This window comes from Thiosocius teredinicola (assembly GCF_002009425.1).
GTDB classification, from domain to species: domain Bacteria; phylum Pseudomonadota; class Gammaproteobacteria; order Chromatiales; family Chromatiaceae; genus Thiosocius; species Thiosocius teredinicola.
In genome coordinates this window covers 3,068,618-3,093,378 of sequence record NZ_CP019936.1, presented here as the reverse complement: position 1 = coordinate 3,093,378, position 24,761 = coordinate 3,068,618, and the positions used below count along the sequence as shown (strand labels likewise).

The following is a 24,761-nucleotide window of genomic DNA, read 5'->3' as shown; positions in this document are numbered from 1 at the left end:
ATACCGCCGAAATTCAAATGCTTTAGATTGGAAATCGTCCATATTAGCGGGCGTTAATAAAGCATGAGCGGTTTGGATTCGATTCCTGTACGGGTCGACGACGGTCTGCAAAAGGATTTCCGCACCGACAATCTCGCCCCGGTCCTGCGCCAGCTGGAACAGGCACTTGCCGATCTCGCTGAAACCGGTGCCGAGAGCACCATCGACCTGGCGGCGATGCCTTTCAGCGAGCGTGACGAACGCGAGCTGCGCGACCTTTTGGGGCGCGGCGAGGTCAGCGCCGACATGGATGCATTCGGCCCGACCGAGGTCTACGAGACGGCCTATTCTGGCGTCTGGTTCGTCGAACACCGCAACGCTGATCAGTGTCGACTGACGCTGCACATTGAAGTAACCCGCATGCCGAAGATTCTGATGACGCCGCAGGGTGACGTTGTCGACGCGTTGGCGCGTCTGCGCGCGGCGCTACAACAAGAAACCGACTCCCAAGAGGAAGTCCAATGAGCGATAAAGATACTTTGGCCGTACGCCTGCGCGAACATGGTATATCGCGTCGCGGTTTCATGAAGTTCTGTGCGGCGACGGCGTCGATGATGGCGCTGCCTGCAAGCATGATCCCGCGCATCGCTGCGGCGTTGGAATCGGCAAAACGGCCGTCGGTGATCTGGCTTTCGTTTCAGGAATGTACCGGTTGCACCGAGTCACTGACACGCAGCCACACGCCGACGATCGAAGGGCTGATCTTCGATCACATCTCACTCGACTACCATCACACCCTGCAGGCCGCTGCCGGCGATGCCGCCGAACAGGCGCGCGAAGCAGCGATGCATGAGAATCAGGGCAAGTACCTGCTGGTGGTCGATGGGTCGATACCGATCAGGGACAACGGCATCTATTCAACGATTGCCGGGATGACCAATCTCGACATGCTCAAAGAGGTTGCCAAGGGGGCAGCGGCGATTGTGTCGGTCGGCACCTGTGCGGCCTACGGCGGACTGCCGAAGGCCGACCCGAACCCGACCGGTGCGGTCGCCGTGTCCGAGATCATCACCGACAAGCCGATCGTCAACGTACCCGGATGTCCGCCGATCCCGACGGTGATCACGGGTGTACTCGCGCACTACCTGGCGTTCGGCCGTTTGCCCGAACTGGATGAACTGAATCGACCCAAAGTGTTCTTCGGGCAGACGATTCATGACCGTTGCTACCGCCGGCCGTTCTACGAGCGTGGCCAGTTTGCCGAGACCTTCGACGACGAGGGTGCACGCAAAGGCTGGTGTCTGTTCAAGCTCGGTTGCAAAGGGCCCATCACCTACAACGCCTGCGCCACCGCCAAGTGGAACGAAGGCACGAGCTTTCCGATCGAAGCGGGACACGGCTGCATCGGCTGCTCGGAGCCTGCGTTCTGGGATAAAGGCGGCTTCTACGAAGCCTTGTCGAAGGGTACGCACGGCTCGGCCGAAGGCATTGCGATGGCCGCCGGCATCGGGGCGGCAGTAGGTGTCGCCGCGGCGCTCGGTTCACGCTCCCGGCAGGCCCAGGCCGACCGGAAGGAGGAGGTATGACTCTGCTCGATTTTGCCCGTGGGCCGGCGCTCGAATGGGCGTTGATCATCTTCGTCGCCGGCAGCCTGTGGCGCCTGGTCGGCGCCTGGCTGGTACGCCGTGAGGCCGATCTGTCTGCACCGCGTTCGGAAAGCACGGCAGCCGGCGGTGTGCGTACCGTATTCAGCCGCTTCTGGCCGCGCAAGGAATTCCAGTCGAAGACGGTGTATGCCTGGGTGCTCGCCTATGTCATGCACATCGGGTTGGCGATCGTCGTGTTCCTGTTCACGCCGCACATCCTGTTCATTGAGGGATTGCTGGGCATCTCGTGGCCCGGTGTGTCGAACGACTTTGTGATGTTCGCCGGTGCAGTCACCATCGCCTCGATGGTTGCGCTGCTGGTACGACGCTTGACAACGCCGTATCTGAAAGCGATCAGCAACGTCGACGATTACATCAGTTGGCTGCTGACCCTGCTGCCGGTCGTGACCGGAATGATGGCCTATGCCCATATCGGCGGCCCGTATCCGACGGTGCTGGCGCTGCATATTCTCAGCGTCGACCTGATGCTGGTGTGGTTCCCGTTCGGCAAATTGTTCCACGCGATTCTTTGGGTGCCGTCGCGCGCCCAGCTCGGCGCTGCGATGCAACGCAGGGGGGTTAAGGCATGACCGTCAATATGGAGATGTTCAAGCAGTTCGCGGAGATGCTGCCGCGACTCGGTGACAATGCCCAGCCGCCGCAGATGACCGATGCCGAACGCGTGTCGACCGCCAAGGAGACATTCATCCGCAAACTGAACGGGCGCATGGCGATCGACCTCGAATCCTGCATTCATTGCGGACACTGCGCCTCGGCATGCCATTACTTTGTCGGCACCGACGATCCCAAATACGTGCCGATCCGTAAGCTCGACCTGCTCAAACGTGTCTACCGGCGCGAGCTGTCGCCGCTGCGTTGGCTGCACCGCCTGTACACCCACGACATCACCGTCAAGGAACTGCAGGAATGCCAGGAGCTGGTGTACGACAGTTGTACCGAATGCGGACGCTGCTCGATGGTCTGCCCGATGGGCATCAACATCGCCGGCATGGTCAACGTGATGCGCCAGGGCATGGCCAACGCCGGTATGATTCCCGCCGAGCTGATGGCGATGGAACAGGAGCAGGGTGGCCACGAGTCGCTGTTCGGTGTCGGACCGGAACAGATGAAAGGCGCCATCATGAAACTGCAGGAGTCGGGCCTCGACATCCCGCTGGACAAAGAGAAGGCCGACATCCTGATCACCACCAGCGTCATCGATATCCTGCTGTTCACCGATGGCCTGATCGCGACGGCGCGCATCATGAATCATCTCGGTCTCGACTGGACCTTGCGTTCCGACGGTTACGAGGCAGCCAACTTCGGCCTGCTGTCCGGTTATGAGCGGGTACAGAAGGCGGCGTCCGAGCGCATCATCGCGGCCGCCAACGCCTGCGGCGCCAAGACCGTGATCATTCCCGAATGCGGACATGCCTATCCCTCGATGCGTTGGGAGGCCGCCAACGAACACGGTGGACCGCTGCCGTTCGAGGTGTTGGCGATCTCCGAATTCCTCGGCCGCGAGGTGAAATCGGGGCGGCTCAAGCTGAACGCCTTGGGGCGCTCACGCAAGGTCACCTTCCACGATCCGTGCAAGCTCGCGCGCCATTCGGGCACGATCGAAGAGCCGCGCTGGGTATTGGATGCACTTGGCGTCGACTTCCGCGAGGTCGAGTCGTCGAAGGAACTGAACTGGTGCTGCGGCGGCGGCGCCGGGGTATTCCTGATCAACAGCGCGGCGGACCTGCGGCAGAAGGCGTTCCAGATCAAGATCAACCAAGTTGAGAAGACCGGTGCCGACTCGGTGGTTACGGCATGCGGAAGCTGCCGCCTCAACTTCCTGAACGGTGCGATGCGATCGGGATGGGACAAGGGAATCGAATCGCTGGTCGAACTGGTGGCCGAGGCGTTGCCCGAGCAGCAGCCGACAACCCATTGACGCGTCTCTTGAGGCACAACAGCGATCGGCATCAAGGAGCCGGTCGGCGAGACCAACAGAAAGGTAACGAAAATGACTGAACGTGTCGTTGTCGATCCGATCACCCGCATCGAGGGACACCTGCGCATCGAGGCGCAGATGAACGGCAAGCAGATCGATGCCGCCTACTCGTCGGGAACCATGGTGCGTGGCATCGAGTTGATCATGCAGGGGCGCGACCCACGCGACGCCTGGGCCTATGCGCAGCGTATCTGCGGGGTGTGCACCTTGGTGCACGGCATCGCCTCCGTGCGCGCAGTGGAAGATGCGCTGGACTACGAGATTCCGCCGAACGCGCAATTGATCCGCAACCTGATGATCGCCGCGCAGTATGTGCACGATCACGTGATGCACTTCTACCACCTGCATGCACTCGACTGGGTGGATGTGGTCAGCGCCTTGCAGGCCGATCCGAAAGCGACCGCCGAGCTGGCGCAGAGTTTGTCGAACTGGCCGAAGGCCTCGGCGGGCTATTTCGCGGACACGCAGAAACGGCTGAAGACCTTCGTCGAGGCCGGTCAGTTGGGCATCTTCGCCAAGGCCTATTGGGGGCACCCTGCATACAAGCTGCCGCCGGAGGCCAACCTGATGGCGGTATCGCATTACCTCGAGGCGCTCGAATGGCAGCGCGACGTGGTCAAGCTGCATGCAGTGTTCGGCGGCAAGAACCCGCACCCGATGTTCCTGGTCGGCGGTACGCCCAACCCGATCGATCTCGATTCGGATTCGGCGGTCAACGCCAGCCGCCTGGCGTTGGTGCAAACCATCATCGACAAGATGCGCACCTTCGTCGACCAGGTCTACGTGCCGGACACGTTGGCCGTCGCCGGCTTCTACAAGGATTGGTTCTATCGCGGCGAAGGGCTCGGCAACTTCCTGGTGTTCGGCGATTTCCCGTCTGCCGAAGCGGGCACCAACCTGCGCGATCCCGGCAGCTGGTGGATCCCGCCGGGTGCGATCGTCGACCGTAATCTCAACGAGGTGCAGGAAGTCGACATGCGCGCCGATGCCGAGATCCAGGAGTTCGTGGCGCACAGCTGGTACGACTACGAGGACGGCAACGACAAGGGGCTGCACCCGTGGAAGGGCGAGACCAAGTTCGATTACCAGGGCCGCGGCGGGCCCGATACCCCGTACAAGCAACTCAACGTCGACGACGGCTATTCGTGGTTGAAGTCACCACGTTGGAAAGGCAAGCCAATGGAGGTTGGTCCGCTGGCACGGGTGCTGGTGTTGTATGCCAAGGGTGACGAGGCAACCCGCGCCCTGGTCGACGACACGTTGGGCAAGCTCGGCGCCGACAAGCGTGCCTTGTTCTCGACCCTGGGGCGCACAGCCGCGCGGACGCTCGAAACCAAATTGATCGCCGACAAGATGCAGAGCTGGATGGATTCACTGATGGCCAACATCAAGGCCGGCAACACGCGCACCTTCAATGAGACCTTATGGGAACCTTCCAGCTGGCCGAGTGAGGCCAAGGGTGTAGGCTTCATGGAAGCGCCGCGCGGTGGCCTGGCGCATTACATCGTGATCAAAGATGAGAAAATTGATAACTACCAGGCCGTCGTGCCATCGACCTGGAATGCCGGTCCGCGCGACCCGCAGAACCAGGCCGGTGCTTACGAGGCTGCATTGGCCGACAATCATGAGTTGCACGATCCCAAACAACCGGTTGAAATCCTGCGCACGATCCACAGTTTCGATCCCTGTATTGCGTGCGCTGTTCATCTGACCGACGAAGACGGCGAGGAGATGTTGCAGGTCAAGGTGCGGTGACGTCGCGAAAATAATAAGGGCGCACCCTAAACAGATTTAGTGCAAACAGGTAAAGTGGAGTTGGCATTCGTATAGCGGCAGTGTCGAGAGCAGTAAGCCGCAGGAGTTGAACGTGCACGATAGCCACATCGGTCTTGCCCATGGCAACGGCGGGCGCTTGATGCGCGAGCTGATCGACAGTGTTTTCGCCCGCCACCTCGGCCGTGGAAATCCCATCCTCGATGTTCACCTCGATGCCGCGCCGATCGAGTTGCCGCGTGGCCGCACGCTGATAACCACCGATGGATTCACCGTGCAGCCGCTGGAGTTCCCCGGCGGCAACATCGGTTCTCTTGCCGTGCATGGTACCTGCAACGATCTGGCGGTGGCGGGTGCTACGCCTTTCTATCTGACACTCAACGCCTTTATCGAAGAAGGCCTCGAAGTGCAGCTGCTCGAGCGTATCGTGATGTCGATCGCCGAGGCCGCCAAAGATACGGGCGTGGCCGTCGTCGCCGGGGATACCAAGGTGGTACGGCGCGGCGAGGGCGGAGGCCTCTACCTCGCCACTACCGGCGTCGGTATCGCGCCCAAGGCCAAGGTGTTGAAGATGTCCGCTATTCGGACCGGCGATCGCATCCTGGTCAGTGGCCCGGTCGGCGATCATGGCGTAGCCGTGATGCTGGCGCGAGAGGCCTTCGGTATGCGCGGTGACCTGCAGTCGGATGCGGCGAGCGTTCTGCCTCTGACGCAGGCGGCGTTGGAATTCGACGGGCTGCGTTTCATGCGCGACCCGACCCGCGGTGGACTCGCCACCGTTATGCATGAGCTGATGCACGTTACCGGTCTGCAGATTCGACTCGAACAGACCGCGATCCCGGTGCGCGAGCCGGTCTCGGCGGTCTGCGAGATGCTCGGATACGATCCCTTGTTCCTCGCCTGCGAGGGCAGGGTGGTGGCTGTGGTCAGTGAACAGGATGCCGACCGCCTGCTGACGCGCTGGCGGATGCTGAGTAAAGGCGAGCACGCCAGTTGCATCGGTACGGTCTGCTCAGGCAAGCAGCGCGTTATTCTGGTTACCGAACTGGGCGGCGAGCGCGTGCTCGAGGAACTCGAGGACGATCCCCTGCCGCGCATCTGTTAGCCGATCGGCATCCCGTCGCTGTCGGCAGCGCGCCGGCCGGCATTGATCGACGATCGATATTAAGCCAGGTAAAGCCCCCAGCTTACTTGGCGTTGAAAAAGCCAAGGCTGTCACATTTCACCCGCCCGCCACAGCATTGCTGTACCACCCCATGCGAACATAATTCCTCACGCAAGCGAGAAGGAACATCGCTTCCGATCCACATCGGATAGCGATCGAGGCTGTTTTTGTTTCTGAATATCCGCCTGGGAGGGATGGGACATGCAACTGATCCGCTACGGTGAAGAGCAGAGTTATCCTTTCAGAAGCCAGCGATTGTTCAGTGAGAACGGCGATTGGTATTTCCAGACCCGCGAAGGCGAACTGGTCGGGCCGTTCCACAATCGGAGCGAGGCGAAACATGGCCTTGCCGTCTTCCTCGCACAAACCATCTATACGGTACCCAGCCGGCTACGTGCAGTGAATGACGAGATCGTCGGCGTGCAAGACGGGGTGCATGATCTGGTGCAGGAACTGAGCAGTTTTTTCGAATCGAAAACCAGCTCGGGTGAATCGGCAGCCCTTGCATGGGCGAACAAACGGATCGCGGAGTTGCGAGGCGCTCAACCGACGGGTTCGGAAAAGGCGCGCATCGACGTGCTGTATTACGTGATGGATCAGGATCACCGCTTTACGGCCCGATAGCAACGATTCGCACGTGGGCACCCAGCACGCCTGCGCTGGATGCCCATCGTTCACTCGATATCAGGCCAGATCAAAACGATCCAGGTTCATGACCTTGTTCCAGGCGGCGACGAAGTCGTTGACGAACTTCTCTTGCGCGTCCGCCGTCGCGTAAACCTCGGCCAAGGCACGCAGTTCGGAGTTCGAGCCGAAGATCAGGTCGACCCGGGTAGCCGTCCACTGGGTTTCGCCGGTTTTGCGATCGGTCCCTTCGAACATGTCGTTATCCGAAGACATCGGCTTCCAAACCGTGCCCATGTCGAGCAGGTTGACGAAGAAGTCATTGGTCAGGGTCTCGGGCCGGTCGGTAAAGATGCCGTCTCCTGAATTCGCTACGTTGGTGTTCAATGCGCGCATGCCGCCGATCAATACGGTCAGTTCGGGCGGCGTCAACGTCAGCAGTTGTGCCCGATCCAGCAGCATCTCTTCGGCCGAGCAGGCGTACTTGGCTTTCTGATAGTTGCGGAAGCCATCGGCCACGGGCTCGAGTACCTCGAATGCCTCAATGTCGGTCTGTTCCTGCGATGCATCCATGCGCCCGGCTGAGAAAGGAACGGTGACCGAATGGCCCGCGTCTTTCGCTGCTTTTTCGATCGCTGCGCATCCGCCGAGCACGATCAGGTCGGCCAAAGACACTTTTTTACCGCCCGACTGTGCTTCGTTGAATTCACGCTGCACGCGTTCCATTGCCTCGAGCACTGTGGCCAGTTGCTGCGGACGGTTCACCTCCCAGTCCTTTTGCGGCGCGAGTCGGATGCGCGCACCGTTCGCGCCGCCACGCATGTCCGAACCGCGATAGGTCGACGCCGAGGCCCAGGCCGTGGCAACCAGGTCCGACACCGACAGGCCGGTCTCGAGAAGCTTGGACTTGAGGGCGGCGACATCACCGTCATCGATCAGTTCGTGGTCGACTTCGGGAATCGGGTCCTGCCATAGCAGTTCTTCGGCCGGAACCTCCGGGCCGAGGTAGCGCGAACGTGGGCCCATGTCGCGGTGGGTCAGCTTGAACCAGGCGCGCGCAAAGGCATCGGCGAACTCTTCCGGGTTTTCGTGGAAGTGGCGCGCGATCGGTTCGTAGGCCGGATCCATACGCATCGACATGTCGGCCGTGGTCATGATGATCGGCCGTTTCTGTGAGGCGTCTTCGGCCGCAGGTGCCTGATTGCTGTCGGTGGTCTCTTTCGGCGTCCATTGCCATGCACCCGCCGGGCTCTTGGTCAGTTCCCACTCGTTGCCGAACAACATATCGAGATAGGTCATATCCCAGGTTGTTGGCGTCGGTGTCCAGGCTCCCTCAAGACCGCTGCCGATCTGGTCACCGCCTTTGCCGCTGGCGTGACTGCTACGCCAGCCCAGACCTTGTTCCTCGATGCCGGCAGCTTCCGGTTCAGGTCCGACCAGTGCGGCATCGCCGGCGCCGTGACACTTGCCGAAGGTATGACCGCCAGCCGTCAGCGCCACAGTTTCGTAGTCGTCCATCGCCATGCGCGCGAAGGTCTCACGCACGTCACGGCCCGAGGCCAGCGGGTCGGGCTCGCCATCCGGGCCTTCGGGGTTCACGTAGATCAGGCCCATCTGTACGGCTGCCAGCGGGTTTTCCAGATCGCGTTCACCGCTGTAGCGGCTTTTCGGCTTGTCACTCGTGGCGAGCCATTCGTCTTCATTGCCCCAGTAGATGTCTTTTTCGGGTTCCCAGATGTCTTCGCGGCCACCGGCGAATCCGAAGGTTTTGAACCCCATGGATTCAAGTGCAACGTTGCCGGTGAGAATGAACAGGTCAGCCCACGAGATCTTGCGGCCATATTTCTGCTTGATGGGCCACAGCAGTCGGCGTGCTTTGTCGAGGTTGACGTTGTCCGGCCAGCTGTTGATCGGTGCAAATCGCTGGTTGCCGGTCGCTGCACCACCGCGCCCGTCATTGGTTCGATAGGTTCCGGCGCTGTGCCATGCCATGCGGATGAAGAACGGTCCGTAGTGTCCGTAATCCGCCGGCCACCACTCCTGCGAATCGGTCATCAGTGCGTGCAGGTCCTTTTTGACGGCATCGAGATCGAGACTGCGAAATGCCTCGGCGTAGTTGAAGTCTTCGTCCATCGGGTTCGACTTCGACGACTGCTGACGCAGGATGTCGAGGTTCAAACGGTTCGGCCACCAGTCGCGATTGGACATACCACCGCCGGCGGTATGATGAAAAGGGCACTTGCTCTCTGTCGACATCGGTATTTTCTCCTGTGGCACGAACCACGTGGTTATTGCTGTCTGTTGATAGGTATAGCCGGTCGCTGTTCGCGAGACCAATTGCACTTTCCAAAGGCGTCAATAGCTTGCGGCAATTGGACGCAACGCCGCGGTGGCGGGGCGACGTCGAAAACGGCGATCCGGCCGGTATAGTGCGTGGTTGAGTGCTTGCGACAGAAACAGCTACAGATCGAACGACGGGGGCGATATGCATGATGATGGCCTGGTTTTCTCTTATTTGATCGACGGCGACGGTAAGGGGAGCCGCTTTGATTGGGCGGAGGTGGCCACGTGGAATCCAGGCGATGGGTTGCTGTGGGTGCATCTGAATCGTGATTCGGAAGACAGTCGACATTGGCTGCGCGAACAAAGCGGCCTCGATCCCCTGGTGGTCGATGCGCTGCTTGCTGAAGATACCCGGCCGCGATGTGCGCAGATGGGTGGTGGCGTGATGCTGTTTCTGCGCGGAGTCAACCTGAATCCCGGCGCCAATCCGGAAGACATGGTTTCGATCCGCGTGTGGTTGGAAGAGAGCCGTATCATCACGGTGCGTATCCGCAGGCTGCTCTCAGTCCACGATCTGCGTACCGCTATCGAACAAGGCCATGGCCCGACCAGTACCGGCGATTTTGTCGTGCAGCTCGCGCAACGCCTGGTGTCACGTATGGCCGGCGTGATCGGCGATATCGATGACGAAGTGGACGCGCTACAGGATAGAGTCTTGGTTGAAGAAAGCCGGCAGTTGCGTGCTCAACTCAATGACCTGCGACGAGAGATCATCGCATTGCGTCGCTACGTTGCGCCGCAACGCGATGCCTTGGCGCAACTTACCGTAATGCGCACGAGTTGGTTCGAGGATCGCGATCTGTTGCGTCTGCGCGAAGAGGCCGATCGGGTTACGCGCTATGTCGAAGATCTGGATGCAGCGCGCGAACGCGCTGCCGTCACCCAGGAAGAGCTCGGCAATAAGCTCTCCGAGCAACTGAATTCACGCATGTATGTGCTGTCAGTCGTCGCTGCGGTGTTTCTGCCTTTGGGATTCCTGACCGGCCTGTTCGGCATCAACGTGGGAGGCATCCCGCTTGCCGACAATCCGCGCGGGTTTGTCGACATCCTGATCGTGCTGCTGTTGATTACTGGTCTGCAGGTGTTGCTGTTCCGATGGCGACGTTGGTTCTGATCGAACCGCGTAGCACCAGGTCGAATTGACAACATGGGTTTGGCAGAGTGGGTGTGCGCTTGTTTGCGTTTAGCGGGCGGCTGCGACAGGTGGTGGTGTCGATGTCGGTAACCTGGCGCTTGCAAGCGCAGTCGATGCGATATCCAGTTCACTATCGTCGCTTGTACAAGTGAACGCCGTTCATCGCGACCACCGTTAATTCATGACAGTGCGCTTTTTATTCCGCAGCAGGTTGTCGGAAGCGCGACTGGTTCGCAATCTGACGCTTACCGGCAAAGATTGAAGCTCATCGGCCGATAAACAGTACCTCGTAGTGCAGGTTGTGGAACTACCGGGTGAGCAGACGCAGATCGGCCAAATTGATGTTCCTGTCGGGACTGCTTGCAGTCGTAGTCAGCCTGTTGGTTATCGTTGGGATTGCATTCGATCCCAACGACTACAAAGACGAACTGGCCGCTGAAGTGCAACGCCTCATCGGCAGGCAACTCATCATTGAGGGGGGCCTGCATCTGCGTCCTTCCCTGAATCCCACGCTCGAGATCGGTAATGTCGCCCTGGCCAACGCAGACTGGGGATCGGACCGGGAAATGGCGCGGGTCGGTACCTTGAGAGTACAGCTGGCCTTGCGTCCTTTGCTATCGGGCAAGGTGCATATACAGCGTATCGAGATCGAAGACGGAACACTGCTTCTAGAGTCGAACGCCGACGGTGAGTCGAACTGGGAGCTGCAGACGGTCGACGGGGATGGCGATGGCGTGGTCCCGCAGATCGACGTTGTTTCCTTCACCAACGTCACACTCGCTCGCAAGCAGGCGGACGGCGATCTCACTGAATATGCCGTCGACAGTCTGCGCGTCACACCGGAGATCCTGGCGAATGGGCTGTCTTTGCACGAAGTCCACCTTCAGCTCGGCGCCGGTACCTATCGTGGCGAACTGTCCTTTACGGTCGACGAGGATCGCCAACAGCTTGTCGGTGAACTCGCAACGGACGTTGTGCGTGTCGAACCGTCAGCCGAAGGCGTTTCAGATCGTTCGTCGCAGGGCTCACGCGCAAAGCTGTTCAGCAGCGAGAGGCTTGATTTGAGCGTGCCGACGACGCTGGAGACGGACGTTCGCGTGCAGATCGGCAAGCTCGTCAATGGATCCTTGAGTCTCGATCGGGTGTCTCTGCAGATCACGACGAAGGACGGTGTGCTCGAAGTCAAAGACTTCGCTGCGCAGCTCGGCAGCGGTCAGTTGTCGGCGCAGCTCACTATCGATGCATCCGTCGAGCCGCCCCGGTCGGCATTGTTGTTCACCGGCAAGAACCTGGATGCCGGTGCGCTCCTGCAGTCGAAAAGCGGTAACCGTTGGCTGAATGCACGTGGTGAGCTTCACGTCGACGTGCACGGGCGAGGGAATTCGCTGGCAGAGATCATGGCCGGCCTGCAGGGTACGAGCCGCTGGATCATCGGCAAAGGCCGTGCCGACCTGAAAGACGTCGATACACTGGTCGGCGGCCTGAGCACCGCCTTGGGTTCGTTGTTCAACGACGATTCGCGGTCCGCGCGTCTGAACTGCTCCGTCGGTGACTTCAAGATTGCGAGAGGTATTGCCAGCAGTCGCCTGTTGCTGGCCGATTCAGAGAACTCGACGCTATACGGCACGGGAAAGATCAATCTGCGCTCCGAGCGGCTGCAACTCGTCCTCAAACCGGAGCCGAAGTCCATCACGCTGAATGTCGCTGTGCCGGTGGAGGTTGGCGGTAGCCTGACCTCACCGACCTTTACCCCGGAGAAATTTGGTGCGGCCCGCAAGGCAGGGGGCTGCTGGCTGCGGTCGGAGTGATCTCGTTTCCGCCGGCGGTGTTGCTGGGTTTGGGTGAACTGGGCAGCGGTGAAGACAATCCGTGCCTGACGCTCGCCACCAAGGGCCGACAGCGCGTCGCGGTGCGGCGCAAAGACAGCAACGTGATCGAACGCGCTGCCGATGACGTCGGCGATGCGCTGAAGGGTATCGGCGGCGCGGTGAAAGGCTTGTTCGACTGACGGCGGATATCGTGGATAGCCGCGCAGTGCGTCCACGCTATGCCGAGGTCGGCGGGACGCTCTCTGCTTTCGTCCGACTCATGACAAACGCTGTTGTTGTCCACCGCCATCAATAGTTGGCTGGCCCAAGTCACACTGCTGACGCAGCCTCACGCAATGCTAAATTGCTACCGCAAAGATGACCGAAAGCAGCAACAGAACGGCAAACGATAGGTTGATCCGGCGTGACAATCTGGGATCGTGCAGAAAGTGCCTCAACGTGCTGCCGGCATAGAGCCAGGTGAAGTCGATCACGGTCAGCATCGACATGATCACCAGCCCCTTGAGCCAGGCGTTGTCCACTGCATCGTCGGGTATCACTGCGAATCCGGAAAACAGGGCGGCGAACACGGCATAGGCCTTTACGTTGGTCATCGCCAGCAGCAGGCCGGCAGCAAAGCCCGGCGCCTCCGGTTGCGTAGCATGCCGGCCAAGCGCAGAGGCGGTGGCGATTCGGTAGGCGAGGTAGATCATGTACGACATCGCGACCACCGTCAGTATCGGCCCGATAAGCGGTTGCGCCAATATCGCACCGGCCACGCCGCTACCGACCATCAGCAGCGTCATCGCCGCGCCGCACAGCAGTCCACCGAGAAAGCGGCGCGCGGCGCGAAACCCAAAAGCGGCGCCGGCGCCCGCCAGGCCTAGAGTCGCCGGCCCAGGTGATGCCACCAAAGCAACAACCGCGGGCAGGAAAGCGGCCAGTTGGGCAGAGTCGATGGTCACTAGCGGCTATCTCATGGTACTCAGGCCGAAACGTTCAATGCGTATTCTGCAATGGCGACACGCCGTCGCGCCCCGATTGATCGCTGGTCTGTCCACCATGGTCGATGCATATCCGTCCGGCTGAACGGTGCGTCGAGCCTGATGAGACGCTTGATAGTTACAAGCCGCATTGTTTATTCCGTAAAAGGCGCAGCGGCTACGCAATAGCTATCGTTCGACAAACCATTGAACGGCTCAAGCTTAGTCGTCACCCACGAGTCGGGCTGCAGCGCTCAATGAGGACGTGTAAGCTGCCGCGCACCACATCCAAACCATCCGGCGAGCATGGCAGTCATCTGGACCAAGGCAACACGTGATACGCATTTTGAGGTGCGCCGTGCCGGCAGGTCGATACGACTGTACACCAACGGTGTGTTTCACAGTCAGTTCAATGCGGCGAACCCGATTAGCGATACGGTCTGGAATCTGCTGTTGCTACCGGCCTTTTTTGGGCCGTCGAATCGGATGCAGCGGGTATTGGTACTCGGCGTCGGCGGTGGTGCCATCGTCCGCTTGTTGCGGCAGTTCGTTCAGCCCGAGCGGATCGTCGGTGTCGAGCTCGATCCGACCCATATCGAAATTGCCCGCCGGTTTTTCGGTGTCACACCACAGATTGCCGAGCTGGTCGAGGCCGATGCCGTTGATTGGCTGGATCGGTACCGCGGGCCGCCGTTCGATCTGATCGTCGACGACCTGTTTGGCGAACAGGATGGTGAACCGGTGCGGGCCGTCGAAGCGGACAAGAAATGGTTGGGTCTGCTGTCACGCAACCTGAGCGACGACGGTGTGCTGGTGATGAACTTCATCGGCACGCACGCGCTGCGCGCCGCAACGGCAGAGTTGCGGGAGGCTATGCCGGGCCGTTTTGGCGGGGCGTTTCACCTGAGCCTGCCCGACTATGAAAATGCTGTGGGCGCGTTCATCCGCGAACCGTTGTCGGCGAGGCGACTGCGCGATGCCTTGCGCACGGCAAGCGCACCAGGCGTAGCGAAGCTCGGTCGGCTGCCGTTTCGCATTCGTCGCATTCAGTAGCCGCTGGCGTGTGCAACGCTGCTTGCACTGTCGGTGCGGAAGCAGTGGCGGCGTGCACTCAGCCAACAAAAAAGGGCCCCGAAGGGCCCTTTGCGAGCTATTGCTCTGGGCTGAATCAACCCCAGCTGTCGTTCTTGATGTTCTCGAACCAGCTGTAAGCGTACTGCACCTCGCGGGAACGCATCTCGGGGCTGCTGTCTGACGGCGTCAGACCGCCCGAGCCCGAAACCTTGCCCAGCTTGCCGTCCTGCAGGTCGTAGACCATGGCGACCGAGATGGCATCGTTCGGCCCGACAACCGAGTAGCAGGTGTTGACCAGCGCCGGATCGCCCGGCTCGCGACCGTTGAGCAGTTCGACAATCGCTGCGGCGCAGACTTTTGCCTCTGAGTTGGCGGCGTAGCCCGACTTCGGTAGCGGAGAAGCCACCGAGGCATCGCCGATCACGTGCACACCCGGCTGCATCGAGGATTCGAACGAACGTCCATCGATCGGGCACCAGCCTGCGTCGTTGGTCAGGCCGGCCTTTTCAGCGATCGCTGCTGCTTTTTGTGCCGGGATGACGTTGGCGACGTCGACCTTGTGCGCGGTGTCACCGACATACAAGGTGTTGGTTGCCGCATCGACGCGCGTTACCTTGCCGCCGTCCGATGCACCGACCCACTCGATGGTGCCTTTGTAATAGCGCTCGAATGCCTGCTTGAACAGGCCCATCTTCGAGAACTTGTCTTTGGCGTCCATGATGATGAGCTTCGACTTCGGCTTGTGCGCCTGAAGGTACATGCCGATCTGACAGGCACGCTCATAAGGCCCAGGCGGGCAGCGGAACGGGTTCGGCGGTGCGGCGATTGCGACGACGCCGCCGTCGGGCATCGCCTCGAGCTGCTTGCGCAGCAGCACGGTCTGTTCGCCGGCCTTCCATGCATGCGGCATCTTTTCCATCGCGGCAGCGTCGTAGCCTTCGATGTTGTCCTGGAAAGAGATACCCGGAGCGACAACACAGCGGTCGAACTCGAAGGTCTGGCCGCCGGCCGTCATGACCTTTTTGCCGGCCGCGTCGATATCGGTGACCGTGTCGTGCACAACGTTGACGCCGTGACCCTTCAGGCCATCGTAGGTCACCTTGATCGATTCCATCTTACGATGACCCGACAGCACCTCGTTGCTCATGAAGCAGGTGTAGTACTCGGTGTTGGGTTCGATCAGCGTGACGTCGATCGAAGAGTCGGCCATACGGATGTACTTGGCTGCCGTCGCGCCGCCGACACCGCCGCCGACAACGACCACTTTTTTGCCACCGGCCGCGCCGACAATTGCAGGGAATCCGAGCGTGCTGATGGCGGCTGCGCCGCCGGCAACCTGGATGAACTTTCTACGTGTGAAATTTGCCATTGTTCTTGATCCCCCTGATTACTTCTGGCTGGCGAAGTAGTTCAACACGGCAGCGATTTCGTCATCGCTGAGTTTCTCTACCTGCTTCTTCATCTTCTTGGGCATCTCGCGATGTCCGCCCTGGAAGTCAGCCATGCTGTACTCGAGGAAGGGCAGCCATTGGCCGGCGAGGATACCGGCGTCGTCATCCGGCAGAGCGCCATTCTCGTCGTGGCATTTTGCGCAGCTCTTGTCGTAGACCTCTGCACCCATCTTGGCCTTGGCCGCGTCGTGCGGTACCTCGGCCTTGTAAACGGGCAGCCCGGCGAAGTAAGCGGCCATCGCATCGATCTGTGCCTCGGAATAGCCCTTGGCGATGCGGTTCATGATGGTGCCGGGGCGTTCGTCGTTCTTGAAGCCGTTCATCGAATCGATGAAGTAGGCCTTCGAAATGCCGGCAAGGTTGGGTGAAGCGGGGCCGACACTCTTACCTTCGGTGCCGTGGCATCCGGCACAGGTGTTGGCCAACATGGTAGCGGTGGGTTCGGCGTTCACCTGGGTGGCGCCGACCATCAAGACAGAGCCGATCAGCGCGACAAGCGCCTTCTTATTGCAGCCCATATTTCCTCCTAAGGTCTCTTTGATGGAAGGGTGGTCTTTATTCAAATGTGCGATGGTTGGATCGATTGACTGACGGCGGTCGTCATCATCGTGCCCGGCGTCACTGGGTTTCGTGACGTTTGTATCCTGGCATCGATAATCGCGACCGCTATCGCAACCGATATCCCACGCAGCACACCTCAACCTCGTCGATCTTTGTTTTTAGCAGGCGATCACTTTGAAGATACCGGTCGTGCAGTCCCGGTTGATTGTTGTATTGCCGGATTCGCCTTTACGTTTGCGTATCACAACGCAAACGCCCTCATTCTGGCCCGAAAATCTCAGTACTTCAATAAAGGTTATTTGGGCTAAAGCAAATAATGCTTTGATTGCATGGACAAGTTGCGCCCGAGGCGTTCCGCTTTTGCGCGTGCAACGTTGTCGTCAAGTGCAGAAAACAGCGCTTGGCAATATCGTTTTAAAACGGTGCGCCAGCACTGCCCAGAGGACTGAACAACAGGAATATCCAGCCGCCCAGCATCGCTAAACCGACCAATAGGATCAGGGCCCAGGTCGCCTTTGGTGTTGCTTCGAGTGATCGTTTGCGCTGCTCGTGAGAGAGTTCCGCCATCCCCAAGTCTCCGGATGAGATTTATCTGTAGACACCGTTGTTGGCCGAGCGGGGCGTTCATCGTCTTGTGCGAAACGGCGAAACGGTACGGCTGGGGTCGCAGTTCGTTTGGGGACGGAGGCGCGGTACTCCACAGAGCTGTTCACTGTTGACGCCCGGCCCCCTGTCGGCAAACGAAAGATACCGCTGCACGGCTCGGAAAGGAAGGGTTAGATGATATATAAGTGATTGGTTAAAAAAGGAATTAACTTAGACGTATATGCGTTAGCATGATGATTGAGAAGGGGTTTTTCAGCTGTTTGGTTTTCACATTCGGCTTTTGCCCGCGCCAATTGTTTGTACTGAACTTGTCTCAGCTCAAGGGTTGGCACTTTCGATACCGCTATCGTTGGCCGCCGACGAGATCGCCGGGTGACGCCAAGATCACCCGCGAGATCGATCGGGTCGACCAATTAACAAGAAATATTTCTGGCGGTTGATTGCCGCCACACATGTCGTTTCGACGCTCAAAGGGGGAGAAGATGATGAAACGCACGGCATCTGCATGGCTGCTGAGTCTGGTTACGATGGGATCGCTGCTGCTCAGCGCCATGGCAGTGGCAGGGGAGGAAGCGGGCAACGGCAAACCGATCAACATGCTGGTCGAGGTGCAAAGCCCCCTTGGATTCGATGAGACGCTCGAACGCCTCGAAGCCAACGCCAAGGAGTTGGGGTGGAAGGTGCCGTCGAAGTGGAAAGTCGATTTTCAACGCAACCTGAAGAAAGTCACCGGTACCGACATCGGCCCGAATCGCGTACTGAAGATGTGCGAACCCAAAGCGGCGGCCAAGTTGCTGTTGAAAGACGAGTACAAGCAGTTGACGGCCATGATGCCTTGCACCATCGCGGTCTACGAGAAATCCGACGGCAAAACCTACATCTCGATGATGAACCTCAAGGTCATGGCCGAGATGTACGGCGGCGATGTCCGCGACATGGCCGAGGAGCTCGGCCCGCAGATGGAGACCATGCTCACGTTCGATTGACGTAGAATGATGCTTCTACAGTTGATCGCCCGGGAGCAGTCTGGGCCGGGAGATGACGATGGCAGATCTGAGCGGGCTGACGCTGCTGCGCAACGATCCGGAAATGGCCGCACGCCTGATCGATGAAGCGCAACAGGGCGATCTTGACGCGCAATATGCCGCGGGCTTGATCTATGCCGAAGGTCGCGGGGTCGAGCCCGATCTGGTGCAATCCTACTTCTGGCTGACCCAGGCAGTGGAGCGCGGTGATGCCGATGCCGAAAAGCTGCGCCGTGTCGTCGCTTCGCAGATGAGCGACGCAGAGTTCGACGACGCCAAGCGGCTGGTCGCGGCCGCCAGGGCAGTGATGCCTGGATATTCTTCTGACCGTCGTCATCACTGAGTGTATTTATCTAAGGTTTGATTTGACGGAACGCCGGTTTCTGCATAGAATTCGGGCGCTGTCATCGGGACCGCAAGGTCGGAGGCAGTGGCGGTTCGAACAGGGGCCGCGTCCTGGAAAGCCCCGTTGATGGGGTTTTTTTGTATCGCGATGCACCGAGCGAAGTGTGTTCGGGGTAATGATTCAGGAATGGGCCTAAGGCCCATTTTTTGTTTTTGGGCGGTTGACGGGATTGAGCATGCAGAAGGCACCACCCTTTCTCGCAGATCTGGTGCGAGGCGCGGTCGATGCGTTGGGCTACGAGTTGGTGGGCGTTGAGTATCTGTCGCGTCCCAAGGCTGGGCATCTGCTGCGGATATACATCGACAGCGAAAACGGTGTCGGTCTGGGCGACTGCGAGAAGGTCAGTCACCAGGTGAGCGGCGTGCTCGATGTCGAGGATCCGATCAAGGGCGAATATGCGCTCGAGGTGTCCTCGCCGGGTATGGATCGCCCCCTGTTCGAGATAGCGCATTTTGAACGGTTTGCCGGGCAGGTGGCGCGCGTGAAACTGAACGCAGCGCTCAATGGCCGGAGTAATTTCAAAGGCACGATCGTCGGCGTAGACGGCGACGACGTGCTGATGCAGGTGGATGGCGAATCAGTGAGGCTGCCGTTTTCGCAGATGGCGTCGGCCCGTTTGGTTCCTCAGTTTTAGGCGGAAGGCGAAGCGATGAACAAAGAAATCTTGCTCGTTGTCGATGCGGTATCCAACGAGAAGGGCGTCGAGAAAGAGATCATCTTTCAGGCAATCGAAGCTGCCCTCGCGTCGGCAACTCGGAAGAAGAACGGTGGAGAGATCGAGGTGCGAGTCGCCATCGATCGAAAAACCGGTGATTATGAAACCTTCCGCCGTTGGCTGGTGGTCGACGACGCCGAGTCACAGATACTCGAGAATCCGATTGGCGAGATCACGCTGTCGGCGGCGCGTGCCGAGCAACCCGAAATCGAACCCGGCGACTATGTAGAAGACGAGATCGAATCGATCGAGTTCGGCCGTATCGCTGCGCAGACCGCAAAGCAGGTCATCGTACAGAAGGTACGGGAGGCGGAGCGCGCCAAGGTTGTCGAGGCGTTCGAAGATCGCGTCGGTGAGCTGATCACCGGTATCGTCAAACGTGCCGACCGCGGCTCGATCGTGCTCGATCTGGGCAACAACGCCGAGGCCCTGGTGCCGAAGAGCGAAGTGATTCCGAAAGAGACCGCGCGCGCCGGCGACCGTTTGCGCGGCTACCTGTACGACGTGCGTTCTGAGCAACGCGGCCCGCAGCTGTTCGTGTCGCGTACCGCCCCCGAACTGCTGATCGAGTTGTTCAAACTCGAGGTACCCGAGGTTGGCGAGGGACTGATCGAGATCGTCGGTGCAGCCCGCGATCCGGGGCTGCGCGCCAAGATCGCGGTGCGCGCACATGATCCGCGTATCGACCCGGTCGGCGCCTGCGTCGGTATGCGTGGGTCGCGCGTGCAGGCGGTATCGAATGAACTCGGTGGCGAGCGCGTCGACATCATCCTGTGGAACGAGAACCCGGCACAGTTTGTTATCAATGCCATGTCGCCGGCCGATGTCACCTCGATCGTGGTCGATGAAGACGCCCACAGCATGGATATCGCGGTCAAAGACGAAAACCTCTCGCAGGCGATCGGCCGCGGCGGTCAAAACGTGCGTCTGGCCAGCCAGCTCACCGGCTGGGAGCTCAACGTGATGAGCGAGGAGCAGGCCGCCGAGAAGAGTGAAGTCGAGGCGCAGGCCTACATCGAGCAGTTTATGCAGCAGCTGGATGTCGACGAAGAAGTGGCGGCGATCCTGGTGCAGGAAGGTTTCACCAACATCGAAGAAATCGCCTACGTCGAAGACGCGGAGATGGCCGCGATCGAGGAATTCGATCAGGAGATCATCGACGAGCTGCGCAACCGTGCGAAGGACGCCCTGTTGACGCGCGCCATCGCCAACGAAGAGGTGCTCGGCGATCAAGAGCCGGCGGAAGACCTGCTGACGATGGACGGCATGGATCGCAAGTTGGCCTACCAACTGGCGTCACGTGGCGTGGTTAACATGGAAGACCTTGCGGAACAGTCGATCGACGAACTGATGGAGATCGACGGAATGGATGAGGAGCGTGCGGGACAATTGATCATGACCGCGCGTGCACCCTGGTTTGAAGAGAGTGCCGAGTAAAGGGGATCGAATATGAGTGAAGTCACGGTCAGCCAACTCGCCTCCGATGTTGGTATACCGGTGGATCGGCTGCTCAAGCAGCTCAGTGACGCGGGCATCGCGAAAGCGACTGCCGAAGACGTCATCACCGAACAGGAGAAAATGGACCTCCTGAACCACCTGCGTCGTAGTCATGGCAAAAAAGAAGCAGCCGGTGGCGGTGGTCGCAAGATTGCGCTGAAGCGCAAGACGACGACCGAACTGCACCAGCCGGCCAGCGGCCGCGCTACCGCGCGCACGCCGGCAGCGCGTACCGGCAAAACGGTCAGCGTCGAGGTACGTCGCAAACGCACCGTCGTCAAGCCGAAAGACGAAGACGCCACGAAGCAGGAAGAATTGCTGCGTCAGGCGGAAGAAGCCAAGCGCGCGCTCGCCGAGCAGGCTGAGCAGCGTCGCCAGGCCGAGGAAGAGGCCGAGGCGCGTCGCAAGGCCGAAGAGGCCCGGCGTCAGGCTGAAGAGGACGAACGTCGCAAATCGGAAGAGACGCGGATCGCTGCTGAAGAAGAAGCGCGTCGTCAGGCCGAGGAAGAGGCGCGCCAGGAAGCCGAGAAATTGCAGCGCGCGCAGCAGGAGATTGCCGCAGCGACAGAACCTCGTCGCAGTGCGCCGGCCAAGAAGGCCAAGCGCAGCGGTGGCCGTGACGAAGAAGGTGACAGTGCCGAGCGCGGTCGTCATGGGCGGCGCGAGCTGCATGTGGCGTCCGGAAAACGCGCGCAGCGCGGCAAAGGTGCTCGTCGGCCATCGCGTGAGGCGGCTGCCGCCGCAGGCGACGGCCAGCACGGTTTCCAGCGCCCAACCGCACCGGTGATCAAAGAGATCCAGGTGCCCGACAGTATCTCGGTCGGTGACCTGGCGCAGCGCATGTCGATAAAAGCCGGCGAGGTGATCAAGGCCCTGATGAAAATGGGCATGATGGTCACCATCAACCAGACGCTCGACCAGGAAACCGCGATGTTGCTGGTCGAGGAGATGGGGCACAACGCCGTTGCGCAGAAGGAAGAGGATGTCGAAGAGGAAATCCTGGCGGCATCGGAAGAAGAGCAGCAGGGTGAGTTGAAGCCGCGTGCGCCGGTGGTCACGATCATGGGCCACGTCGACCACGGTAAGACCTCGTTGCTCGACTATATCCGTCGCACCCGTGTGGCGGCCGGTGAGGCCGGCGGTATCACGCAGCACATCGGTGCTTATCACGTCGATACCGACCACGGCATGATCTCGTTCCTCGATACCCCCGGCCACGCCGCCTTCTCGGCGATGCGTGCACGCGGTGCGCAGGCGACCGATATCGTCATCCTGGTGGTGGCCGCGGACGACGGCGTCATGCCGCAGACCAAAGAAGCCATCCAGCACTCGCGTGCCGCCGGTGTGCCGATCGTGGTTGCGGTCAACAAGATGGATAAACCCGAGGCCAACCCCGACCGCGTGATGCAGGAACTGGTGGCCGAGGAAGTGGTGCCGGAAGATTGGGGCGGCGATACCCAGTTCATTCGGGTCTCGGCGAAAACCGGCGAGGGTGTCGACGCATTGCTCGAGGCCGTCTTGCTGCAATCCGAGGTCTTGGAGTTGACCGCCGTACACGACGGCTTGGCGCGCGGCATCATCGTCGAATCGAGTCTCGATAAGGGACGTGGCCCGGTGGCTACCGTGCTGGTTCAGTCCGGCACCCTGCATCGTGGCGATTCGGTCGTCGCCGGCGCCGAGTTCGGTCGCGTACGTGCGATGTTCGATGAGAACGGGCGCTCGGTGAAAGAGGCCGGCCCGTCTATTCCGGTTCAGGTGCTCGGTCTGTCGGCCGCGCCATCGGCCGGTGACGACTTGGTTGCGCTGGCAGACGAACGCAAGGCGCGTGAAGTTGCCGAACTGCGTCGTGTGCGTCACCGTGACACGCGTCTGGCCGAACAGAAGGCCGCCAAGCTCGATCAGCTGTTCTCGCAGATGGCCGAGGGCGAGGTGGCTTACGTCAACCTGATCGTCAAGGCCGACGTACAGGGTTCGGTCGAGGCACTGAAAGAGTCGCTGCTGAAGATCGAGACCGACGAAGCCAAGGTGCGCATCGTCGCATCCGGCGTCGGCGGTATCACCGAGTCGGACGCCAACCTCGCGGTCACGTCGAACGCCATCCTGATCGGCTTCAATGTGCGTGCCGACGCCAGTGCGCGTCGCGTCGTCGAAGAACATGGTCTGGATCTGCGCTACTACAGCATCATCTACGAGGTGATCGACGATGTTAAGAAGGCCATCAGCGGTCTGCTGTCGCCGGTAATCAAGGAAGAGATCATCGGTCTGGCCGAGGTACGCGATGTGTTCCGTTCGTCCAAGCTCGGTGCGATTGCCGGCTGTATGGTCGTCGAGGGCACCGTCAAGCGTCACAACCCGATCAGGGTGCTGCGCGACAACGTGGTCATCTACGAAGGCGAACTCGAATCGCTGCGTCGCTTCAAGGATGACGTCAATGAGGTCAAGGCGGGTACCGAGTGCGGTATCGGCGTGAAGAACTACAACGACGTCAAATCCGGAGACCAGATCGAGGTATTCGAGCGCGTTGAAGTCGCGCGCGAGATCTGAGTCGGTCCATCGGGGCAGTCGAGATGCAGGAATTCGGTCGGGAAGAGCGTGTCGGCGCTGAGATTCACCGTGAACTCGCCACCTTGTTGCGCGACGAGGTGCGCGACCCGCGTATCGCCGGTGTCACGATCCAGGAGGTCCGCGTCGTGCGCGATCTGTCGCACGCCAAGGTCTTCTTCACCCAGATGGAGTCGTCACAGGCCAAGGCAACCGAGGCTGCATTGAACAAGGCAGCGTCGTTCCTGCGTCGCCGTCTGGCCGAGACGATGAACCTGCGCACCGTGCCGCGTCTGGCATTTGTCTACGACAAGTCCATCGAGGCAGGTATGCGCCTGTCCTCGCTGATCGATAGCGCCATCGCCAAGGACGAAGGGCACGGCGACTGATGGGACGTCGTGGGCGCAACCGCGGGCGCGCGGTCAACGGTATTCTGTTGCTCGACAAACCGCTGGGCCTGAGCTCGAATCACGCCCTGCAACGCGTCAAGCGCCTGTTTGATGCGCGCAAGGCCGGCCATACCGGCAGCCTCGACCCGCTGGCCGACGGCATGTTGCCGATCTGCCTGGGCGATGCGACCAAGCTCTCCGCCTTTCTGCTCGATGCCGACAAGTACTACCGGTTCCGCGTGCGCCTCGGCGAGACGACGGCGACCGGTGATACCGAGGGCGATATCCTGCAGCGGCGCCCGGTCGACGGGATATCGGCCGAGCAGATTCGCGAAGTTCTGCCGAAGTTCCTTGGCGAGATCGAACAGCTGCCGCCGATGTACTCGGCGCTGAAGCACCAGGGAAAGCGACTCTACGAACTGGCCCGCCAGGGTGTCGAGGTGGAGCGCGAACCGCGCAAGGTCACGATTCATGCGCTCGAACTCGGCGAGATCGACCTGCCGGAATTCGAACTGAGCGTTCACTGCTCCAAGGGAACCTACGTGCGCACCCTCGCCGAAGATATCGGTGAGGCGCTGGGCTGCGGCGCCCACGTCACGGCGCTGCGCCGCATCGGGGTCGGCCCCTACACGGGGTATCCGATGCACACCATGGAGGCCCTTGAGGCGGCCGCCGAGCAGGGTAGTGAGGCGCTCGATGCGCTGTTGCTGCCGATCGATACCGCGCTGACGGATTGGCCGGCGGTCAAGGTGAGCGCCGACATGGCTTTCTATCTCAAACAAGGCCAGCCGCTGCTGGTGCCCAAGGCGCCCACCGAGGGATGGGTGCGGGTCTACCAGGGTGACGACTTCCTGGCGGTCGGCCAGGTACAGGACGACGGCAGAATCGCGCCGAAACGGCTCATGACAGGTGGCTGACAGCGAGCCGAATTTGAGAGAGAATACGCGACCTTAATTTCATGTGGGACCAATGCGGTCCTGTTTTTTCAAACGCCGGGGTAGCCTGAACTCATTGTTGGGTACCTCACGAAGGCAGAATGAC

The 24,761-nt window shown here is 60.4% G+C and carries 23 protein-coding genes; 18 read left to right on the top strand and 5 right to left on the bottom strand.

Going from position 1 to position 24,761, the window contains the following annotated elements; all coding sequences use genetic code 11:
• Positions 1-63 precede the first annotated feature (63 nt).
• From B1781_RS14715 to B1781_RS14685, 7 genes are all read left to right on the top strand, one after another.
• Positions 64-504, top strand: coding sequence for a hydrogenase expression/formation C-terminal domain-containing protein (locus B1781_RS14715; RefSeq protein ID WP_078120378.1), 441 nt, complete (start codon positions 64-66; stop codon positions 502-504).
• The gene (locus B1781_RS14710; RefSeq protein WP_078120377.1) at positions 501-1,565 is read left to right on the top strand and encodes a hydrogenase small subunit; all 1,065 of its coding nucleotides are present in this window, start codon (positions 501-503) and stop codon (positions 1,563-1,565) included. Before B1781_RS14715 ends, B1781_RS14710 begins: the two co-directional genes overlap by 4 nt.
• Entirely contained in the window at positions 1,562-2,215 is a 654-nt protein-coding gene (locus tag B1781_RS14705; RefSeq protein WP_078120376.1) for a nitrate reductase, read from the top strand. Before B1781_RS14710 ends, B1781_RS14705 begins: the two co-directional genes overlap by 4 nt.
• Entirely contained in the window at positions 2,212-3,564 is a 1,353-nt protein-coding gene (locus B1781_RS14700) for a (Fe-S)-binding protein (RefSeq protein WP_078120375.1), read from the top strand. The genes B1781_RS14705 and B1781_RS14700 overlap by 4 nt, the downstream gene beginning before the upstream one ends.
• 72 nt (positions 3,565-3,636) lie before the next feature.
• Positions 3,637-5,379, top strand: coding sequence for a nickel-dependent hydrogenase large subunit (locus B1781_RS14695; RefSeq protein ID WP_078120374.1), 1,743 nt, complete (start codon positions 3,637-3,639; stop codon positions 5,377-5,379).
• 112 nt (positions 5,380-5,491) lie between these two features.
• On the top strand, positions 5,492-6,502 hold the full coding sequence (gene hypE, locus B1781_RS14690) for a hydrogenase expression/formation protein HypE (protein ID WP_078122083.1): 1,011 nt from the start codon (positions 5,492-5,494) through the stop codon (positions 6,500-6,502).
• Positions 6,503-6,763: 261 nt separating this feature from the next.
• Positions 6,764-7,186: a DUF6316 family protein gene (locus tag B1781_RS14685; protein WP_078120373.1), complete on the top strand. Its 423-nt coding sequence runs from the start codon at positions 6,764-6,766 to the stop codon at positions 7,184-7,186.
• 60 nt (positions 7,187-7,246) lie between these two features.
• Here B1781_RS14685 and katG read toward each other — a convergent pair whose 3' ends face one another.
• The gene (gene katG, locus B1781_RS14680) at positions 7,247-9,442 is read right to left on the bottom strand and encodes a catalase/peroxidase HPI (protein WP_078120372.1); all 2,196 of its coding nucleotides are present in this window, start codon (positions 9,440-9,442) and stop codon (positions 7,247-7,249) included.
• 229 nt (positions 9,443-9,671) lie between these two features.
• Here katG and B1781_RS14675 point away from each other — a divergent pair, with 229 nt between their 5' ends.
• The 3 genes from B1781_RS14675 (at position 9,672) to B1781_RS14665 (ending at position 12,672) form a co-directional block, all read left to right on the top strand.
• Positions 9,672-10,643, top strand: a complete 972-nt coding sequence (locus B1781_RS14675) for a zinc transporter ZntB (RefSeq protein WP_078120371.1) — start codon at positions 9,672-9,674, stop codon at positions 10,641-10,643.
• Positions 10,644-10,978: 335 nt separating this feature from the next.
• Complete coding sequence (locus tag B1781_RS14670; RefSeq protein WP_125932109.1) at positions 10,979-12,472, top strand: AsmA family protein; 1,494 nt, start codon at positions 10,979-10,981, stop codon at positions 12,470-12,472.
• Positions 12,469-12,672, top strand: a complete 204-nt coding sequence (locus B1781_RS14665) for a hypothetical protein (RefSeq protein ID WP_078120369.1) — start codon at positions 12,469-12,471, stop codon at positions 12,670-12,672. The genes B1781_RS14670 and B1781_RS14665 overlap by 4 nt, the downstream gene beginning before the upstream one ends.
• Positions 12,673-12,831: 159 nt before the next feature.
• On the opposite strand, the gene B1781_RS14660 is transcribed toward B1781_RS14665, so the two are convergent.
• The gene (locus B1781_RS14660) at positions 12,832-13,437 is read right to left on the bottom strand and encodes a LysE family translocator (RefSeq protein WP_078120368.1); all 606 of its coding nucleotides are present in this window, start codon (positions 13,435-13,437) and stop codon (positions 12,832-12,834) included.
• A gap of 324 nt (positions 13,438-13,761) precedes the next feature.
• On the opposite strand from B1781_RS14660, the gene B1781_RS14655 reads away from it, so the two are divergent.
• A complete protein-coding gene (locus tag B1781_RS14655; RefSeq protein WP_078120367.1) occupies positions 13,762-14,508 on the top strand; it encodes a spermidine synthase in 747 nt (248 codons plus the stop codon).
• Positions 14,509-14,623: 115 nt separating this feature from the next.
• On the opposite strand, the gene B1781_RS14650 is transcribed toward B1781_RS14655, so the two are convergent.
• The 3 genes from B1781_RS14650 to B1781_RS23225 all read right to left on the bottom strand — a co-directional run bounded on the left by B1781_RS14650 (position 14,624) and on the right by B1781_RS23225 (position 17,108).
• Positions 14,624-15,898 (bottom strand): FCSD flavin-binding domain-containing protein, encoded by a 1,275-nt coding sequence (locus tag B1781_RS14650; protein WP_078120366.1) that lies wholly within the window; start codon positions 15,896-15,898, stop codon positions 14,624-14,626.
• An 18-nt stretch (positions 15,899-15,916) separates the two neighbouring features.
• Positions 15,917-16,498: a c-type cytochrome gene (locus tag B1781_RS14645; RefSeq protein WP_334223738.1), complete on the bottom strand. Its 582-nt coding sequence runs from the start codon at positions 16,496-16,498 to the stop codon at positions 15,917-15,919.
• Positions 16,499-16,955: 457 nt separating this feature from the next.
• Positions 16,956-17,108 (bottom strand): hypothetical protein, encoded by a 153-nt coding sequence (locus tag B1781_RS23225; RefSeq protein WP_164513409.1) that lies wholly within the window; start codon positions 17,106-17,108, stop codon positions 16,956-16,958.
• A gap of 521 nt (positions 17,109-17,629) precedes the next feature.
• Here B1781_RS23225 and B1781_RS14635 point away from each other — a divergent pair.
• The 7 genes from B1781_RS14635 to truB all read left to right on the top strand — a co-directional run bounded on the left by B1781_RS14635 (position 17,630) and on the right by truB (position 24,637).
• On the top strand, positions 17,630-18,133 hold the full coding sequence (locus tag B1781_RS14635) for a DUF302 domain-containing protein (protein ID WP_164513408.1): 504 nt from the start codon (positions 17,630-17,632) through the stop codon (positions 18,131-18,133).
• Between the two features lie 58 nt (positions 18,134-18,191).
• Positions 18,192-18,515, top strand: coding sequence for an SEL1-like repeat protein (locus B1781_RS14630; protein WP_078122081.1), 324 nt, complete (start codon positions 18,192-18,194; stop codon positions 18,513-18,515).
• A 238-nt stretch (positions 18,516-18,753) separates the two neighbouring features.
• On the top strand, positions 18,754-19,212 hold the full coding sequence (rimP, locus tag B1781_RS14625; RefSeq protein WP_078120363.1) for a ribosome maturation factor RimP: 459 nt from the start codon (positions 18,754-18,756) through the stop codon (positions 19,210-19,212).
• A gap of 15 nt (positions 19,213-19,227) precedes the next feature.
• On the top strand, positions 19,228-20,730 hold the full coding sequence (gene nusA / locus B1781_RS14620; RefSeq protein ID WP_078120362.1) for a transcription termination factor NusA: 1,503 nt from the start codon (positions 19,228-19,230) through the stop codon (positions 20,728-20,730).
• Positions 20,731-20,742: 12 nt separating this feature from the next.
• Entirely contained in the window at positions 20,743-23,334 is a 2,592-nt protein-coding gene (gene infB, locus B1781_RS14615) for a translation initiation factor IF-2 (protein ID WP_078120361.1), read from the top strand.
• A 23-nt stretch (positions 23,335-23,357) separates the two neighbouring features.
• Complete coding sequence (gene rbfA / locus B1781_RS14610; RefSeq protein WP_078120360.1) at positions 23,358-23,720, top strand: 30S ribosome-binding factor RbfA; 363 nt, start codon at positions 23,358-23,360, stop codon at positions 23,718-23,720.
• Positions 23,720-24,637 (top strand): tRNA pseudouridine(55) synthase TruB, encoded by a 918-nt coding sequence (gene truB / locus B1781_RS14605; protein ID WP_078120359.1) that lies wholly within the window; start codon positions 23,720-23,722, stop codon positions 24,635-24,637. The genes rbfA and truB overlap by 1 nt, the downstream gene beginning before the upstream one ends.
• Positions 24,638-24,761: the final 124 nt, after the last annotated feature.

Coding starts and splice junctions, on each gene's coding strand:
- rimP (WP_078120363.1), top strand. CDS start 18,754: ATGCAGAAGGCACCACCCTTTCTCGCAGATCTGGTGCGAGGCGCGGTC.
- B1781_RS14715 (WP_078120378.1), top strand. CDS start 64: ATGAGCGGTTTGGATTCGATTCCTGTACGGGTCGACGACGGTCTGCAA.
- truB (WP_078120359.1), top strand. CDS start 23,720: ATGGGACGTCGTGGGCGCAACCGCGGGCGCGCGGTCAACGGTATTCTG.
- B1781_RS14645 (WP_334223738.1), bottom strand. CDS start 16,498: ATGGGCTGCAATAAGAAGGCGCTTGTCGCGCTGATCGGCTCTGTCTTG.
- B1781_RS14655 (WP_078120367.1), top strand. CDS start 13,762: ATGGCAGTCATCTGGACCAAGGCAACACGTGATACGCATTTTGAGGTG.
- B1781_RS14650 (WP_078120366.1), bottom strand. CDS start 15,898: ATGGCAAATTTCACACGTAGAAAGTTCATCCAGGTTGCCGGCGGCGCA.
- B1781_RS14635 (WP_164513408.1), top strand. CDS start 17,630: ATGATGAAACGCACGGCATCTGCATGGCTGCTGAGTCTGGTTACGATG.
- B1781_RS14700 (WP_078120375.1), top strand. CDS start 2,212: ATGACCGTCAATATGGAGATGTTCAAGCAGTTCGCGGAGATGCTGCCG.
- nusA (WP_078120362.1), top strand. CDS start 19,228: ATGAACAAAGAAATCTTGCTCGTTGTCGATGCGGTATCCAACGAGAAG.
- B1781_RS14630 (WP_078122081.1), top strand. CDS start 18,192: ATGGCAGATCTGAGCGGGCTGACGCTGCTGCGCAACGATCCGGAAATG.
- B1781_RS14710 (WP_078120377.1), top strand. CDS start 501: ATGAGCGATAAAGATACTTTGGCCGTACGCCTGCGCGAACATGGTATA.
- B1781_RS23225 (WP_164513409.1), bottom strand. CDS start 17,108: ATGGCGGAACTCTCTCACGAGCAGCGCAAACGATCACTCGAAGCAACA.
- B1781_RS14705 (WP_078120376.1), top strand. CDS start 1,562: ATGACTCTGCTCGATTTTGCCCGTGGGCCGGCGCTCGAATGGGCGTTG.
- katG (WP_078120372.1), bottom strand. CDS start 9,442: ATGTCGACAGAGAGCAAGTGCCCTTTTCATCATACCGCCGGCGGTGGT.
- rbfA (WP_078120360.1), top strand. CDS start 23,358: ATGCAGGAATTCGGTCGGGAAGAGCGTGTCGGCGCTGAGATTCACCGT.
- B1781_RS14695 (WP_078120374.1), top strand. CDS start 3,637: ATGACTGAACGTGTCGTTGTCGATCCGATCACCCGCATCGAGGGACAC.
- infB (WP_078120361.1), top strand. CDS start 20,743: ATGAGTGAAGTCACGGTCAGCCAACTCGCCTCCGATGTTGGTATACCG.
- B1781_RS14685 (WP_078120373.1), top strand. CDS start 6,764: ATGCAACTGATCCGCTACGGTGAAGAGCAGAGTTATCCTTTCAGAAGC.
- B1781_RS14675 (WP_078120371.1), top strand. CDS start 9,672: ATGCATGATGATGGCCTGGTTTTCTCTTATTTGATCGACGGCGACGGT.